Source organism: Streptomyces sp. NPDC020299 (genome assembly GCF_044387825.1).
In the GTDB taxonomy this organism is placed as follows: Bacteria; Actinomycetota; Actinomycetes; order Streptomycetales; family Streptomycetaceae; genus Streptomyces.
Genome location: NZ_JBIRWL010000036.1, coordinates 1 through 14,770 on the forward strand (window position 1 = coordinate 1; position 14,770 = coordinate 14,770).

Sequence of the window (14,770 nt, forward strand, 5' to 3'; positions counted from 1 at the left end):
GGAACAGCTCCCACAACTCGTCTGGCACCAGCCGCTCAACAATCCCCACCACGGCCCACAGCATAACGACTCGGCCAAATGAGATGACCTCTAAGCGGCCAGCTGAACGGCATCGACGCAGCTCGCCCGGCCCGCCGCGCCGCGTTGACGGCTCTGGACGAACGGTCCGATGGCCTTCGCGGCCAGCTGCGCACCGTCGAGGCAACCCTGCGCCAGCTCACCGCAGCGACCTCCGCCACCGACCAGCTGCCCCAGGGCGCGGCGCGCAATTTCATGCGCGGGCGCATCCACGCCATCAACCCTGGCGTCCCTGCCCGCTGCCTCAGACGCGGAGCTCCAGCGACTGGGCCAGCTACTGAAGTTCGCGCAGGGGCGAGTCAGTGCTTTGGAGGCGGAGCTCGACCCTGCGGAGGAACGCGAGCAGGTGACCTCCCGGCTGGTGGCGGTCAGCCAGGACATGACTGAGTGGGCGAACCGCCTCCAGCTTGAGCACGGCGGAAGCAGCGTGCGTCTGGATCTGAGCCGTCTCACCGTCGTCGCTGACACTGAGCAAGGCCCTGCCCCGCTCTTCCGTATCGGAAACGGCGAGAACTGGATCGGCTACCACCTCGTCGCCCACCTTGCGCTGCACCGCTCCTTCGTCCGCCAGCACAGGCCTGTTCCGCGGATCTTGATGCTCGACCAGCCCACCCAGGCCTGGTACCGCTCCGAGGTCGACCAACGCTCCGGCGAACCACGCAGCGACACCGACCGCGAGGCCGTGAGCCGACTGTTCCGCCTCATCTACGACGTGGTGCACGAACTTGCCCCGGATCTACAGGTGATCATCTGCGACCACGCCAACCTCGCCGAGGACTGGTTCCAGGACTCCGTTGTCCACAACTGGCGCCACGGCGAGAAGCTCATTCCCCAGGAATGGATCGACCAGGCCGCCCAGGGTCCCCGGGAGCCGTGACGCCTGCCGCCCGGGAGGGCGTGGCCCTGCTGGGCTTCTCGGGAGTCGTCGGCTTCATAGAGAGTGGTACCTGCTCCGGATGACGCCGTCGCCAGGCTCTCCCCGCTGACCAGTCATGCCCGCCATTGTCCCGGCCACGGCCCCGCCACGGGAGGGTGCCCCTGCTGTGCACCGCGGACCGCCGGGGTGCCTACTCGACGGTTCTGGGGCGAGCGAGCCCTTCTTGGGGCCGGCCGATGTGACGGGGCCGGTGCTGTACGCCGTTGCGCCAGCTCAGCCAGGCCGGAGTCCTCGACGGTGCGAAGACGCCTTTCGGGCTGGTCCGTCGCGTGCCCCAGGCGGTGGCCCCAGGGTAGGGCCGTTGTCCGGCGCACGCTGCTGTGATCACCCGTCGCCCGTAGACGGCCCTCCATGTGCACCGGTGGGTCACTGAGCGGAGGCGGCGGTGTGCGTCGGTTCGGGGTGAGCGGTGTGCCAGGCATCCCAGATCTCCTGGCGGAGTTTCCCGCGTGACGGCACGTCGATGCCCTGGTCGCGGGCCCAGGCCCGGACTTCCGCGACGGTTGGTGCGGGACGGGCGATGGTCGGCATGGTTGCGGTCCGCGCGACGGGCCGAGACGCCGGGTTCGGTTGGGGCAGCTTCTCCAGCGGCGTCGTGGTGAAGCCACGGCGTTCGAGGATGCGGCGGCGCCGGTGGTGCATGCGCTCCAGTTGGGGGACGTCGGCGTCGAGGTAGTCGTGGGCTTCGACGTGGGACTTCCTTGCCTCGGTGTTGCGGGTGATGCGGCCGACTTGCTGGATGACGCGGCCTTTGAAGGAGATGGGGCTGGTAAGGAAGAGAGTGTCGAGCCGGGGCTGATCGAAGCCTTCGCCGACGAGCTTGTCGATCGCTAAGAGCACCAGTGGCGTGGCGGTGTCCTCGGCCAAGGCGGCACGGATGCGGGCTCGTTCGGCCGATGGCAGCTGGCCGTGGAGCAGGAGGGGATCGATGCCGTGCGGCTTGAGCGCGGCGGCCAGCTGGTGGAGGTGTTCCACACGGTTGGTCAGGGCCAGACTGCACCGGCCGCGTGCGGCGGCGTCAGCGATGTCCGCGGCGATCTGGGTGTTGCGGTCGGCGTGGTGGGCGAGTTCGGTGTAGATGGCCTGGAAGGAGGCGCCGTCGTTGCCCGGCTCGTCGGTGGTGAACGTGGTGGGGTGGACGACGAAGTGCTTGGCGAAGGTGCTGGCGTCTTCGATCTCGTGGCGGATCGGGCCGCACTGCATCGTGATCACCGGGTCCATCTGGTCCGCCCGGTACGGGGTTGCGGACAGGCCGACCCAGCGGCTGGCCTTCGCTCCACGGATCGCGGCTTCGGCGCCCGGCGCGCCCACGCTGTGGCACTCGTCCACGATGACCAGGCCGTACCCGTCGAGCAGGTCGGGCGGCGCATCCCGGTGCGACAGGGTCTGCAGCATGATCAGGTCGACGACGTGGCCGCGTCGGTCCTTGCCTCCGCCGAGCGAGCCGACCTGCCCCTCGCTGAGATCGAGGAACGCGGCCAGGCGCTGCTTCCACTGGTCCAGCAGCTCGCTGCGGTTGACGATCACGGCCGTCGGCGTGCGGTGGTGGGAAATCAGCGCGCAGGCCATGACCGTCTTGCCGGAGCCGGGAGGAGCCACGAGGACCCCGGTGGGGTGCGGGGTCATCGCCTCGACAGCCTGCTGCTGGATGTCGCTCAGCTCGCCGGTGAAACGCGCGGTGATCTCGGGGTGTTCGGGCAGGTCGCTGCTGATGGCGAGCGTGCCGCCCGCGGCAGCGATCAGCTGGGCGGCCTCGTCGGCGAGACCGCGCGGCAGCTTGAGCCAGTCCGGGTCGGTGGCGTCGAAGCCGCAGACGAGCCGGGGCGTGTTCCAGGTCGAGAAGCGTTGGTTCTGCTTGCGGTAGAACTCCGGGTTGTGGAACGACGCGGCGTGTTTGAGTGCCGCGAGCAGCTGCGGGGGCAGCCCGGCGGTGGAGATCGCCAGCATGGCGTCCAACCGTGCGGGAACCGTGGCCGGCGCCTTGCCCAGGGCCTTCCTACGGGGCCTGGGCCCCAGCTCAGGCGCGGTCGCTGACGGCCCGGCCTTGACCGGGCCGAGCTTGTCGACGAGCGCCTCAACCTCGGCCGACGTGAGACGTTCTGCGTGCGAGAGGTGGGCGAACTGGTCGGAGTGGGGCTCCCAGGTGCCGGGGTCCACGAAGACGGTGGTGCCCTGGGCGCGACAGGCGCCGTGCAGCGGGAGCGCGATCAGGCTGCCGAACCGGAAGCTGCCCTTGGCCTTGATCGGCTGGAAGTCCTGAGCAGGGAAGAGCCGGTCGTAGCTGGACAGAGCCATCTGCCCGCGGGCGTCGATCGCCCGTCGCAGCAGGGCCATGCCGAGCGCGCGGGCGGTGGTGGCGGCGATGGGAGAGGTGAAGAACGTCCACACGTGCGCGCCCTTGCCCGAGCGAGAGATCTCCAGCAGGGCGGGAACGCCCGCCTGCTCGCAGGCCGTGGCGTAGGCGGCGGCATCCGCGCGCCAGTCGCTGCCGTCCTTGCCGTCGAAGTCGCACGCGATCAGGTGGCAGGTGTCGTCGGCCAGCAGCGGGTACAGGCCGATGTGCAGCTCGCTGCGGCCCTGCCGGGACGGATCGAGGTGGTGGTAGACCGTTTCGTCGGTCAGCGGCCAGAACACCCGGTCCGCCTCGGCCTTGCTCTTGTCGAACGGGTTGTCCTCCGCCGGGCTCCACCCGGTCCGACCGGACTTCGCGCTCACCCACCTGCGCGCGTACACGTCCTCCCGGCCGGCGAACAAGGCCCGGAACAAGGCGATCTTCGCCTCGGCGCTCGACGAGGCATCCGCATACGGCAGCCCGCCGCCCCCGCTGACGGGCGCCGGCGCCACGGGCTCGGCAACGGGCGGCATCGGCGAGGCGCCGCTTCGGGCACCGAGGCCCAGAAGGCTGCGCAGGCGCGCGTTGTCCGCGCTCAGCCGGCCGACCTCCTCGCGCAACTCTGCGTTCTCCTCCAGAGCCACGTCGAGACGGATGCGCAACTCGTCAGAATCGAAGCAGTCGGACCAGTCCTCCACATCCCTCATGATCCAGACTCGGCGCGCGCCACGCAGCGAAATCGGCCAGGATCACCGCCAGGAACGCACGGGACAGTCCGACGAGGCATATCCGGCTCGCCCGCGGGCTAGCGTTCCCTCATCCCGATCAACCATCGTCATACAGAGGGGGAAACCACCGTGTCCCGCATACGCCCGGTGGCCAACGGCACCAGCACCGACCACCCCGTCCCGGGCCTGCCGTTCATCAACGACGGCCGCTTACCCCTGGACAACCCCGACGCGATCGAACGCACCGGCCGCAATCAGGGCGACGGGCTCTGGGGCCGGGCCGACCGCACATCCGACGGAGGCTGGGTCGCGTTCACCACGGAGCCCAAGAACCCGTCCTTTGCCTGGGCCGTGTACCACCACCCGCCCTACGGCCGCACCGTGCTGCTCATCCGTGACCGCGACCAGAGCGACCTGCACCACGACTGGCTGCATGGCCGGGAAGGCTTCCTCCACCGGCACGGCGGCTACTGGTGGAACGGTGAACGCTGGCACCGTCCCGGACAGGTATGGGACTGGGCCTTCGAGCGCAACGACCCGCGGCCCGTCGACAACCAGACCACCAGCAGCCCCGGCACCGCCAGCGTCCTGAAGATCGCCAGCTTCACCACAAGCGATCACCCCGTGCCGAACTGGAAGAACCACCTGGCCCTGTGGGCGCACCTGCGCGCGTCCCAGCCGGGCGTGCTGCTGCTCGACGCCTGCATCGTCGACCTTCACGCACCCGAACTGGACAGCCTGATCGACAAGGCGGGGCTGGCGAAGATCGCGGCCATCAGCACCGACGACCTGCCCGACCCCAAGTACAGCTCAGGGCGCAACGAACTGCCCGAACCACAGGACGAGACCGGCGGCAGCATGCGGTGGTCCGTGCCGGTCGCACAGGACTGGGCCGAGAACTACCGCCGCAACAACGGCCCCGCAGCCCTGCTGTCGTCGACCACCGTGTACGACACCGCCCAGCCCGCCGGCCTCGTGGCCGACCACAACCGGCTGCGCCGCGTCTTCCACGAAACCCTGACCGAACAACGCCACAGCGGCGGCAAACGACGAGCGCCCTACATGAAGGGCGACCTCGCGCAGAGCGCCGCCGACGATCTCGCGTGGGACGCGGCAGCCGCCCTCATGTACGGCAGCAACTAAGGCCTCGTCCCTCACGGCCCCGTACGTGACGTGCTGGTCGAGGCCATCCTCGGCCGCCTGGCCGAAGACGCCGAACGAAACAGCAGCGAGGGCGAAACCCTGGAGGACATCACTCTGTCCGACCTGTCCGGCGGCACGGTGAATCTGCTCACCTGGTACCTCCAGCACCGGCCCGGCGACAGCGCGAACCTCCTCGGGGCGATCTGCCTCAAGGCCCGCGTGCGCCTGGGCCTTGCTCCCGCCCAGGTCGGCAGCCTGCTCCGCCGGTCCTTCCACCTGGACAGCGGCCTCGACGGCCAGACCATCGACACCCTGCTGGACATGGCCCTGCCCCCTTCCGCAGCCGGCTACCGCAAGCGCTAGGTACCGCGGACAGGCACTGGAGCTGATGCGGCAGCAGAGCCGTCGTCACCCGGCACGGGCGAGGGGAACGGTCATCGAGAGCAGCGCAGCGTCAGACACCCGAGCATCCCCGGGAGTTGTACTCCAGGGCGACCTGCGGGTGCCACTCTGGAAAGCATGACCGAACCCCCGCCTCAGCGAGCCTCCGATGCCGAGCCGGCCGACCTGGCAGCCCTTCGTGGCGTCCGGATGAACCAGATGGTGAACGAGCTGTACCAGTGGCGCGCCCACCGGGACCGCGACAAGATCGTTTTACAGTGCAAGCAGTACGTGCGACGCGAAGTCGCTTTGTTCAGCGGATAGGAATAAGGAGGAGGGCCTATCTCCGGCCAGTGATCAATAGCCGGTCCCCACATTCGGGTGCGCCTCTGGTAACGGTAGCGTGCTAAGCCGGTGCATAAAGTCCAAGGTCTCATCTCGTCGTGAGATACAGGCGAAGGGGAAGGGTGGAAGGGCGAACGAAAGTGAACCCCTGTTGCAACGCATCGTTAATGCAACTTCACGCCGACGAGGAACGGCAACGCGTGATGGTAGGTCCTGGCGAGGGAGTTCGCCACATGGGTGGGCGGGCGTACAACTGTTCACTAAGATCACCATGGGACCCGGTGCATAGGGGGCGCCCTAACCAGCCCGAAACTGAACAATGCGGAACGCGGAAACCCCGTATAGGTCCGGAGTTCGGTAAGCCGAAGGCAACGACGGCCTAACCCCTGTGCGGGAACAGGATGATCCAAGAAGCGAATGCTGCTGGGGCGAAAGCTCAGAGGAAAAGCCGGAATCCGACCCCCTAGTCGCCGGTAATAACTCGGCAGATACCGGGACTCGTGCCCGGCCCCGAAAGGGGGCCCACGTGGATCAGGTAGGCGAGATAAGAGAAACTGCAAGCAGTCCTTGTCGAGGCGCAAGTTAGATACCGGAGGGTGACGATGCCGCGAGCGACTGACCGTCCGCGTCATGGCCCAATGCCGGGGAACGGAACCTCGAACGTGAACAGCGATCGCCCCAAGTCCGAATGGGCAAAAGCTGAACAGTGCGTCAGACGGCTTAGACAGCGTATCTTTAGAGCCTCGCAAGAAGGTGACCTTAAGAAGGTGCGCAACCTTCAGAAGCTCATGCTGCGGTCGCACTCAAATGTTGTTGTGAGTGTGAGGCGCGTAACGCATACGAGCCGCGGAAAACTGACGGCCGGCATTGATGGCGAGACCGTACTCTCTCCCGCTGGGAGGAGGCGGCTCGTCGAGGAAATCTCAGCCGAGTCTGGCCTCAAGGCCAAGGCCGTCATGCGTGTCTACATCCCGAAGACGAACGGGAAGTTGCGGCCACTCGGTATCCCGGTGATCCGAGACCGGGTACATCAGGCCAGGGTTAAGAACGCCCTGGAGCCCGAGTGGGAGGCGCGGTTCGAGGCGCGAAGCTACGGCTTCCGCCCCGGCCGAAGCTGCCACGACGCCATCAGCACCATCCACACTGTCACCTCGGGAAAGCGCACGAAACGACAGTGGGTGCTGGACGCTGACCTGGCGGCTCGGAACATGATCCGTCGGTGGCTGAAAGCGGGGGTGATGGAGAACGGGCGGTTCGCGCCAACTGGCGAAGGAACCCCCCAAGGAGGAGTCGTAAGTCCGCTCCTTCTCAATATCGCACTCCACGGGATGACTGAAGCGGCGGGGGCGGCCGAGCGAACCACACGCGCCAATCCTTCCGCTCCGTCCTTGATTCGGTACGCCGACCTATGCCGAACTCGGCATAGGTCCGCTTATGCCGCATGGCGGGTTATGCCGACGACTTCGTCGTGCTCTGCACCACGAAGGAAGAGGCGTTCCTGGTAAAACGACGCCTTGCTCAGTGGCTCGCACCCAAGGGGCTGACTTTCAACGAGGAAAAGACCCGAGTGGTCCACCTCAGCGAGGGATTTGACTTCTTGGGATTCAACATCCAGCGGCCACGCAATGGCAAGGTGATCATCAGGCCGAGCAAGGACGCCATTAAACGACTCACCCGGACGCTCAAGGAGCGCATCCGTGCGATGGTGACTTGGCCCCTGGATTCTGTCATCAGGGGACTTAATCCCATCATTCGCGGATGGTCTACGTACTATCGGGGAGTCGTCTCCAGCAACGTCTTCGCAATGCTGGACACGTACGTGTTTCAGCGGCTCTGGGGATGGGCCTTGCGAAGACACCAGAAGAAGGGGCGGCTATGGATGATCGCCCACTACTGGGGACAGTTCAACCCAGAAAGGCAGGACCGATGGGTATTTGGCCACCGAGAGAGCGGTCTTTACCTCATCAAGTTCAGTTGGACCAAGATCGTCAGGCATGCGCTCGTAAAGGGGCGGGCTTCCAAGGACGACCCCAGCCTGACGGAATACTGGGCCAACCGATCCCGGAAGCGTAAGCCACCAAACTCCAGGAGATGGGTAACCACCCTGGCTGTGTGGCAGAAGGGATTGTGCCCGAAGTGTGGGCTAGACCTGATCGAAGGTGCGGAATTCGAACCACAAGACGTGCGCGAGTGGGTCCTGTGGTTCACGGCTTCAGCGAGACGGTTGCATGTGCACCATATCGTGTACCGACGTGACGGAGGCTCAAACGAAAGGTCGAACCTGGAGTTAATCACGCTGACTGTCACAGGGAACATCACGCCCTCGACAGCCGCAAGAAAAGGGAGAGCCTTCAAGCGAGCTTGCAGCCCGCTTGAGCCGGATGCCGGGATGACTGGCACGTCCGGTTCTGAGGGGGGCCCGGCGCAGCAATGCGCCGGGCCTACCCGACAGCGGCACCGTCGGATCCGAAGCCGTGCAGAGGTTCAACGGCACCGCGGTGCCCGAACATCACGCGCAAGTGGCCGTCATCGTCGCCCTGAACGGATTCACCCGGCCCGCGACGAACTTCGCCCGGCGCCACGGATTCGTCCTCGTGGGCCGGCCGGAGCTCAAACGCTGGGCCCACGGTGAGCATCTGTATGCCGTCGTCGACGAGCAGCACTCACCGGCGTAGCCGACCAGCCCGATTTGGGCTGGCCGCCACGATCGGCGCGGCAACCCGCTGCTCGTGCGGGACGCGAGGGGTGACGTTGCTGAGTGCCAGTACGAGGAGACGCAGGAAATCGTCGTCAGCAACGTCGTGGTCCGGCAGACCCACAAGCAGCGTGCTCCGATTCCGGACAACGACCTGACGTCCCAGCGGGAGCAGCCGGGCCACCACGACCGGCCCAGCGTCATCAGCGAGTACCGCGAGTTCGTTCAGCGGCACTCAGGTGAACTCCCCTGGAACGCAAGGCCCAGGACGAAAGGTCACCGGGCGGCAGGCCTACCTGTGGGCCGGAGCAGCCGCGTTCACCACGGGCGTGAACGCTGATGCCTACCGTCCCGTTGGCCACAATTCGTGACGGTATGGCTGAGGGCAGAGTGATCCGCGCTCAGGTTCAATCTTGACTGGTACGCACCAGTGCGCCATTGGAGCCGGGGGCGTACTCGCGACGCGTGTTCTTCGCGATCTTTTGCCTGACCGCGTCCGCGAGGTCGACACCCTGCATCTCCGCGATCGCCGTCAGGTAGAGGAAGACGTCGGCGAGTTCTTCACCGTGGTCGGGCAGGCCTTTGCGCCACGCCGTGAATGCCTCGCCGACCTCGGCCGTGAGCAAGCCGAACTCCATAGCGATGTCGGTGGTGTTGAAGCCCTTGGCGAGTTTGTTCTCCCAGGCGAGCTTCTGTGCCTCGGCGATGTCCACGGCAGATCCCCTTGACGGTGCAGTGCGGCGTTCTCGGGGAACAGTAGCGAGGCTCAGGCGCCGGAGAGGCAAGAACGGGACAGGAGTCAGCCGGTGGGGCGGCAGCCAGCTTCTGGCGCCGTCTTGTAGGTGAGAACCGTCGCATGACTGTCCAGGAGCCGGAAGACGCGCTCGTAGGCGTGGGATAGTTCGGCGATCGCCTCCAGATCGGGTGCCTGACCGTCGCGGGCCTTGAGACGGCTGTGCACGATGGCCGCGGGGGCGGTGAGGTGGAGGAAGACTCCGTCGCGGGTGGTGACGAGGTCGGCGAGTTCGAGTGCCTGGTCCCAGGTGAGGCGGGAGCGGTCGCGGTAAAGAGGGCCGTAGACGAGCTCGCTGACGAAGCTGCGGTCCAGGACGAGCCGGCCGGGCCGGGCGAGGAGATCACGGTAGCGGCTGGTCAGGTCCTGATGGTCGGGCGTGCGGGGTGAGTGAGCTGCGGTGAAGTCGTGCTGGGTGACGAGGAGGTCGGCCAGCGTGCTCTTGCCGACGCCGTCGCCGCCTTCGAGTACGACCGTGCGGTGGCCGGCGATCTCCTGCAGAGTCATCCGCCGAGCCACGCGGTCACCTCGTCCGGTGTGCGGAGCACGGCGTCGACGCCGTACTGGATCATCAGGTTGCGGAAGTTGGGCTCGCGGCCTGCCGCGTGGGTGTAAGTGCTGTGTGGCAGATACGCGGCGACCGGCTGGCCCGTGGCGCAGGCTGCCCCGATGAGAAGGGCGGCTCCGGGCGGGGTCTCGGGGCCGGAGGTGTCGACGACGATGCGGGTGGAGCGGAGAGCGGTGGCCCAGTCGTGGCGCGCGGCCGTGAGGGGGTCGCCGGCGTCGAAGCGGGTCGGATGGAGGACCGTGGTCCCCGTGGTGGCGGGAAGTCCGGCGCGTGCTGGGGTGTACGGGCTGGGTTCGACGAACGCCGTGTGGGCGTCTCGGGATGGGCGGGGTGTTGCCGCGGCCGGGGAGGGGAGTTGGAGGACGGCGTCGACGCAGGCCTCGGTGGCCTCCTGGGTCTGGGTGTGGTTGCGGGCGGCGAAGTCTGCGAAGCGGCTGCCGCCCGTCGGCTCGCCGGGGGTGCCGAGACGGGGGACGCGGACGATGCGGGTGGCGAGGGCGTCCAAGAGAGGATCGGGGAACACGGAGCGTGGGCCGTGGAGGGTGGCGGAGTAGTCCTGGAAGTCGGTGGTCATCACGATCACGGGTGCGCCGAGGGCTGCGGCGTAGCCGATCTCCATGCATACGCCGTCGTCCGGGCTGGGTCCGTGGACGATGGCGATGAGGGCGCGGATGCGGCGGAGGCGGTCGCGGTCGAGTTCGAACAGGCGCTTGCCCTTGATGTCGGCGATGAGGTCTTCCTCGTCGGTGTCGCAGAAGGGGAGGAAGACCTGGTCTTCGCCGAGCTTGATGGCGAGGCGGTCGGCCAGGTCGGCGGCGAGGGCGCGGTCGTGGGCAGCGAAGAGACGGTGTGCGACGTAGTGCATCGGGCGGCCTCCTGCTACGGGTCAGGACGGGGCGCGGCGTGGTGCGGGGACGGTCAGAGGGAACCGGGCCGTGTGGCGGATGGCGGCTCGGACGGCGAGGTCGAGGGCGGCTGCTGGTGGAAGGTGTCGCGCGCGGTGCGCGAGGTAGGCGCCGGCCAGGGTGTCCCCGGCACCGGTGATCTGCCGGACGGTGGGAACGGTGGCGGGAGCGACAGGTCGTGGAGCGTGGCGGTGCGTGAGCACGCGGGCGGGACGGGGGCCGTCGGTGATGACGGTCTCCGGGCAGGGGCTTGGGCGGCCGGTGTGGTGGCTGAGGAGCGCGTGTTCCTGGGCGTTGACGAAGATCGTGGTCGCGTGGTGAAGCCAGGGGGTGGCGGCGGGGATGAGCTGGGGGGCACTGGGAAGGTGGAAGTCCAGGCTGAAGGTGCAGCCGTGTGCGGTCAGCGCTTCGAGGACCGTGGGGACGTCAAGCGGATGGCGGCAGCTGACGTGGAAGACGGCCTGGGGATGGAGGTCGAGTACGTGGAGGGCGTGGGCGGTGAGGTGTCCGGCGGCCCCGTAGTCGGTGTCGACGTCCGTGACAGTTTCCGTTTCGTCGTAGTGGATGGTGAACGCGGCCGACGGCTCGGGGGCGTGGTGGAGGAGGCTCCAGTCCAGGATGGGAAGACGCGTGTCGTCGACGAGAGTGGAAAGGTCGTCTCCGACGGCGGCGGCGGGCGCGGCCGTCAGGCCGGCGCTGGCGGCCGCGGCTGCCAGGTGGAGGGCTGCGCCGCCGAGTTGGTGTACCGGCGGGTGGCCGGGACGGTGGATGTGGTCGAGGGAGATGTTGCCGATCACGATGGTGCGTTGCATCGCGGCTCTCTCCTCGGTCAGGTCCGGGTGTGCGTGCAGTCGGTCAGGGCGGCGCAGGTGGGACGGCGCGTGCACAGGCGGGCGGATGGCCGGTTGAGGTAGAGGCGTTTGAAGTAGATCAACACGAGGTGGGTCCACCAGGCGGGTGCCGCCTCGGCCGGGATGGTGACGTCCTGGTCGGCGGCCAGTGTGCGCAGGGCGTCGGTGTGGCGGGCGACGGCGTGCTCCAGCAGGGTGCGCAGGTGTTCGTGGGCGGCGGGGCCGGAAGGGAGGGTGAAGCCGAGGGCTGGGGAGAGTTTGGTGACCATGCCGGAGTCGACGGGGATGATGCCGCAGTGGTAGCCGCGGGCGTAGAGGGCGGCGCACTGGGCGACCTTGTAGGAGGCTCCGCGCACGTCGCGGGCGAAGGAGGCGATGAAGGTCTTGGCGTCCCAGGTGGCCGGGTCGGTGCCGTCCTTGTCCCAGCGGGCGAGGGTGTCAGCCAGGGAGTAGAGGTAGGTGAGGCGTGCTTCGGTCAGGCCGAGCGGGGCGACCAGGTCGCGGGCCTGGTCGTCGTCGAGGTCGGTGAGGGCGTCGAAGCCGATCGTGTCGGCGTGTGCGAGGACGGCCGCGTAGGTGTCGACCATGCGGTAGTTGATCCGGGTGGACCAGCCGGCCGCGAGCATCCGCAGGCGCGGGTCTGTGAGGGTGGGCGGCCACCAGCGGTTGTAGTCGTGGTTGGCCTCCACCTCGGCGCGGACGTCGTCGAGGGCGGCAGCGCGGGTGACGAACGCAAGGACGCGGTCGTCGCTGCGCTTGGTGGGTCTGGTGACGGTCACGGCGCTGCTCCTGGAGGCGGCGAGTGGGTGTGGGTGGCGAGGGCGAGGTTGGAGGAGATCACGGGGATGCGCAGCCGTGCCTGTAGGGCGGCCGCAGCGGTCAGGGTCCGCCAGCCGGTGCACGACAGCACGAGTGCGTCGGCTTCGGCGAGCGCGGCCGCCGGGAGGCCGTCGCACAGCGTGAGGATCTGCGCGGAGGTGATGCGGGGGTAGCCGTCGCCGAGGCTGAGGCTGGCGTGGGCGGTTACCTCGATGCCGTGTGCTGCGAGGGCTTCGGCTTCGGTCTGGGTGACGGGCTCGGGGTAGGGGGTGGCCAGCGCGACGCGGGCCACGTGGCGCTGGTGCAGGGTGGTGGTGAGGGCGTCGAAGGCGGTGATCACGCCCGGCGGCAGCGCGGGCCCGCCGGTGAAGCCGGCGGAGGTGCACGCCAGCACGGTGGCGTCGAGCGGCAGGTGGCGCAGGGAGTCGACGGCACTGGCGGAGGCAGCCCGCAGCCCGTGCCAGAAGGAGTCGTCGACGGCGGTCGTGCGGGAGGCCGGCACGAGCCGAGCGTAGTGGAAGACCACGCCCGGCACGCCGAGTTGGGGTAGTTCCTCCTCCACCGCCACGTTGGCCCACGGCAGCAGCACGCCCACATGACGCCGCACCGCCGTGCCAGTGACTGCGGGATCAGCGGGCACGGTGGGTGCCGTAGACGACGCGCGGGGCGTGCCCGGTGACGGTGATGTCGGCCGGCGTGCCCACCGGGACGACGGCGCCGGGATCGACGATCTGGATCGCGTAGGAGCCCAGGCGGCGGAACCAGGTGCCGCGCTCGTCGACGAAATAGGCGTGCACGCCGGGAATCTCCAGGTCGGCCGGGTAGACGCGTTCCTTCATCGGCCGGTCCCACAGCTGGTCGATGTCAGCCTTCCAGGTGGCGAAGTGCTCCGCGGACGGCAGTCCCTCCAGGCTCGCCTCTTCCTCCGCGAGCGGAGTGCCTGGGAACGCGCGGGCCAGGCGGACGTTGGTGCGGTGGCACATCAGCCCCGCGTCGTAGATCCGCCGCAGGGCGGTGAGGTTGGCCAGGTGCGTGGCGTGGGTCTCGCCCGGCAGGCCGTAGATCAGGTTGAGACCGGGCAGCAGCTTGGGCAGCCCGTCCGGCCCGCGCTCGGCGCCGGCCTCGTTCACGTGCTCGACGGCGCGCAGCAGGATGTCCTCGGTGCACGTCAGGGTGTTGCGTTCGATCACGGCCGGGTCGAACGACTCGATCCCCATCGGGGCGCAGTTGCCCTCGGTGCAGAACTCGGCGACCGTGGCCGCGATCCGCTTGCCGACCCGCGCTGCCACGGCCAACGGGTCGGCGTTGTCGATGTGCAGCATCTGAAGGTCCGGGCCGAGCTCCCGGATTCCGCCCAGCAGGGCCCGGATCGCCTCCTCGCTGCGGCCCTGGTAGGAGAAGAAGCACGTCTGCTGGCCGAGCCGGAAGTGCCGCACCCCCGCGTCGTACAGTTGCCCGGCCTCGGCCAGGACGTCTTCGACCGCCCGGTGCGCGACCGTCGGCGCCTTGGCCGGCTCGTTGCAAAACCGGCAGAACGCCTTGCGGGTGCAGCCGCGGTACAGCTCCAGCTCGGCAACGGGCGCCCAGGGCATCTGTCCGATCAACTCGGCGAACGAGTCGCGGTCCGTCGCCAGCTGCCCGTACGGGGCGGGCTCGCGGCTCCCCAGGGCCAGGGTGGACGCGGTGACGGTGTGGGTGTGGACCGCGTCGAACAGCCCAGCCCAGGAAGCAGGCTCCGACAGGGCCCACGTGGCCATCGGACCAAGCAGGTAACGGCGGCCCCGCACGCAGGCCATCGCGCGGGCGATGTCGTCCTGTCCGGCGTTGACGGCGTGCAGGTGCACCGACGGGACCTTGTCGCCCGCCACCACGACCACCATGTCGGCGTCGCGCAGCAGCTCCACCGCCTTGTCGCGGTTGACGGTCGCCGAGTACGTCAGCCGGTCGCTCAGCGGCGGCTCCACCGCGGGGCGGCCGCCGGCCAGGCACCAGCGGACATCGTCGATCGTCACGTACTTCACCTCGGCGTCGGACCTGGCCCGGCGCAGGGCCGCATACGCCTGCCGCACGTATGCGGACAAGTAAGGGGGGACGCCCAGGCCGCTGGGCTCGACGGTGTAGCAGTCCAAGATCACCACAGGGGCGGTCACCGAGACTCCTCTCCAGTACCAGCTGATCGGGCCGGGCCGTCCGCA

Annotated in this window: 15 protein-coding genes and 1 pseudogene; 7 read left to right on the forward strand and 9 right to left on the reverse strand. The window is 68.3% G+C overall.

Going from position 1 to position 14,770, the window contains the following annotated elements:
- Positions 1–90 precede the first annotated feature (90 nt).
- Positions 91–291 (reverse strand): hypothetical protein, encoded by a 201-nt coding sequence (locus tag ACH45E_RS44875; RefSeq protein ID WP_361456978.1) that lies wholly within the window; start codon positions 289–291, stop codon positions 91–93.
- 133 nt (positions 292–424) lie between these two features.
- Here ACH45E_RS44875 and ACH45E_RS44880 point away from each other — a divergent pair, with 133 nt between their 5' ends.
- The gene (locus ACH45E_RS44880; protein ID WP_361456981.1) at positions 425–955 is read left to right on the forward strand and encodes a DUF3732 domain-containing protein; all 531 of its coding nucleotides are present in this window, start codon (positions 425–427) and stop codon (positions 953–955) included.
- Between the two features lie 426 nt (positions 956–1,381).
- Here ACH45E_RS44880 and ACH45E_RS44885 read toward each other — a convergent pair whose 3' ends face one another.
- Positions 1,382–4,054 (reverse strand): TOTE conflict system archaeo-eukaryotic primase domain-containing protein, encoded by a 2,673-nt coding sequence (locus tag ACH45E_RS44885; RefSeq protein ID WP_361456984.1) that lies wholly within the window; start codon positions 4,052–4,054, stop codon positions 1,382–1,384.
- 150 nt (positions 4,055–4,204) lie between these two features.
- On the opposite strand from ACH45E_RS44885, the gene ACH45E_RS44890 reads away from it, so the two are divergent.
- The 6 genes and pseudogenes from ACH45E_RS44890 (at position 4,205) to ACH45E_RS44915 (ending at position 8,619) form a co-directional block, all read left to right on the forward strand.
- A complete protein-coding gene (locus ACH45E_RS44890) occupies positions 4,205–5,218 on the forward strand; it encodes a hypothetical protein (RefSeq protein ID WP_361456987.1) in 1,014 nt (337 codons plus the stop codon).
- 30 nt (positions 5,219–5,248) lie between these two features.
- On the forward strand, positions 5,249–5,581 hold the full coding sequence (locus ACH45E_RS44895) for a hypothetical protein (RefSeq protein WP_361456990.1): 333 nt from the start codon (positions 5,249–5,251) through the stop codon (positions 5,579–5,581).
- A 156-nt stretch (positions 5,582–5,737) separates the two neighbouring features.
- Positions 5,738–5,923, forward strand: a complete 186-nt coding sequence (locus ACH45E_RS44900; protein ID WP_361456993.1) for a hypothetical protein — start codon at positions 5,738–5,740, stop codon at positions 5,921–5,923.
- A 659-nt stretch (positions 5,924–6,582) separates the two neighbouring features.
- Positions 6,583–7,449 carry a reverse transcriptase N-terminal domain-containing protein gene (locus ACH45E_RS44905; protein WP_361456996.1) on the forward strand — a complete coding sequence of 289 codons (867 nt, stop codon included), beginning with the start codon at positions 6,583–6,585 and terminating at the stop codon, positions 7,447–7,449.
- Positions 7,386–7,781 (forward strand): annotated as a pseudogene (locus ACH45E_RS44910) (group II intron maturase-specific domain-containing protein); the annotation flags it as partial. The gene ACH45E_RS44905 and the pseudogene ACH45E_RS44910, both read left to right, overlap by 64 nt.
- Positions 7,782–8,352: 571 nt before the next feature.
- On the forward strand, positions 8,353–8,619 hold the full coding sequence (locus tag ACH45E_RS44915; protein WP_361457067.1) for a restriction endonuclease: 267 nt from the start codon (positions 8,353–8,355) through the stop codon (positions 8,617–8,619).
- A gap of 427 nt (positions 8,620–9,046) precedes the next feature.
- Here the strand turns inward: ACH45E_RS44915 and ACH45E_RS44920 are convergent, their stop codons facing one another.
- The 7 genes from ACH45E_RS44920 to ACH45E_RS44950 form a co-directional block, all read right to left on the reverse strand.
- Positions 9,047–9,352, reverse strand: a complete 306-nt coding sequence (locus tag ACH45E_RS44920) for a MazG nucleotide pyrophosphohydrolase domain-containing protein (protein ID WP_361456999.1) — start codon at positions 9,350–9,352, stop codon at positions 9,047–9,049.
- A gap of 86 nt (positions 9,353–9,438) precedes the next feature.
- Positions 9,439–9,939: a hypothetical protein gene (locus tag ACH45E_RS44925; protein WP_361457002.1), complete on the reverse strand. Its 501-nt coding sequence runs from the start codon at positions 9,937–9,939 to the stop codon at positions 9,439–9,441.
- Positions 9,936–10,865: a nucleoside 2-deoxyribosyltransferase gene (locus ACH45E_RS44930; RefSeq protein WP_361457005.1), complete on the reverse strand. Its 930-nt coding sequence runs from the start codon at positions 10,863–10,865 to the stop codon at positions 9,936–9,938. Before ACH45E_RS44930 ends, ACH45E_RS44925 begins: the two co-directional genes overlap by 4 nt.
- A 21-nt stretch (positions 10,866–10,886) precedes the next feature.
- Positions 10,887–11,717 carry a carbohydrate kinase family protein gene (locus ACH45E_RS44935; RefSeq protein ID WP_361457008.1) on the reverse strand — a complete coding sequence of 277 codons (831 nt, stop codon included), beginning with the start codon at positions 11,715–11,717 and terminating at the stop codon, positions 10,887–10,889.
- Positions 11,718–11,734: 17 nt separating this feature from the next.
- Entirely contained in the window at positions 11,735–12,535 is an 801-nt protein-coding gene (locus ACH45E_RS44940) for a hypothetical protein (RefSeq protein ID WP_361457011.1), read from the reverse strand.
- Positions 12,532–13,215, reverse strand: a complete 684-nt coding sequence (locus tag ACH45E_RS44945; protein WP_361457014.1) for a hypothetical protein — start codon at positions 13,213–13,215, stop codon at positions 12,532–12,534. Before ACH45E_RS44945 ends, ACH45E_RS44940 begins: the two co-directional genes overlap by 4 nt.
- Entirely contained in the window at positions 13,205–14,725 is a 1,521-nt protein-coding gene (locus ACH45E_RS44950) for a radical SAM protein (RefSeq protein WP_361457017.1), read from the reverse strand. The genes ACH45E_RS44945 and ACH45E_RS44950 overlap by 11 nt, the downstream gene beginning before the upstream one ends.
- Positions 14,726–14,770: the final 45 nt, after the last annotated feature.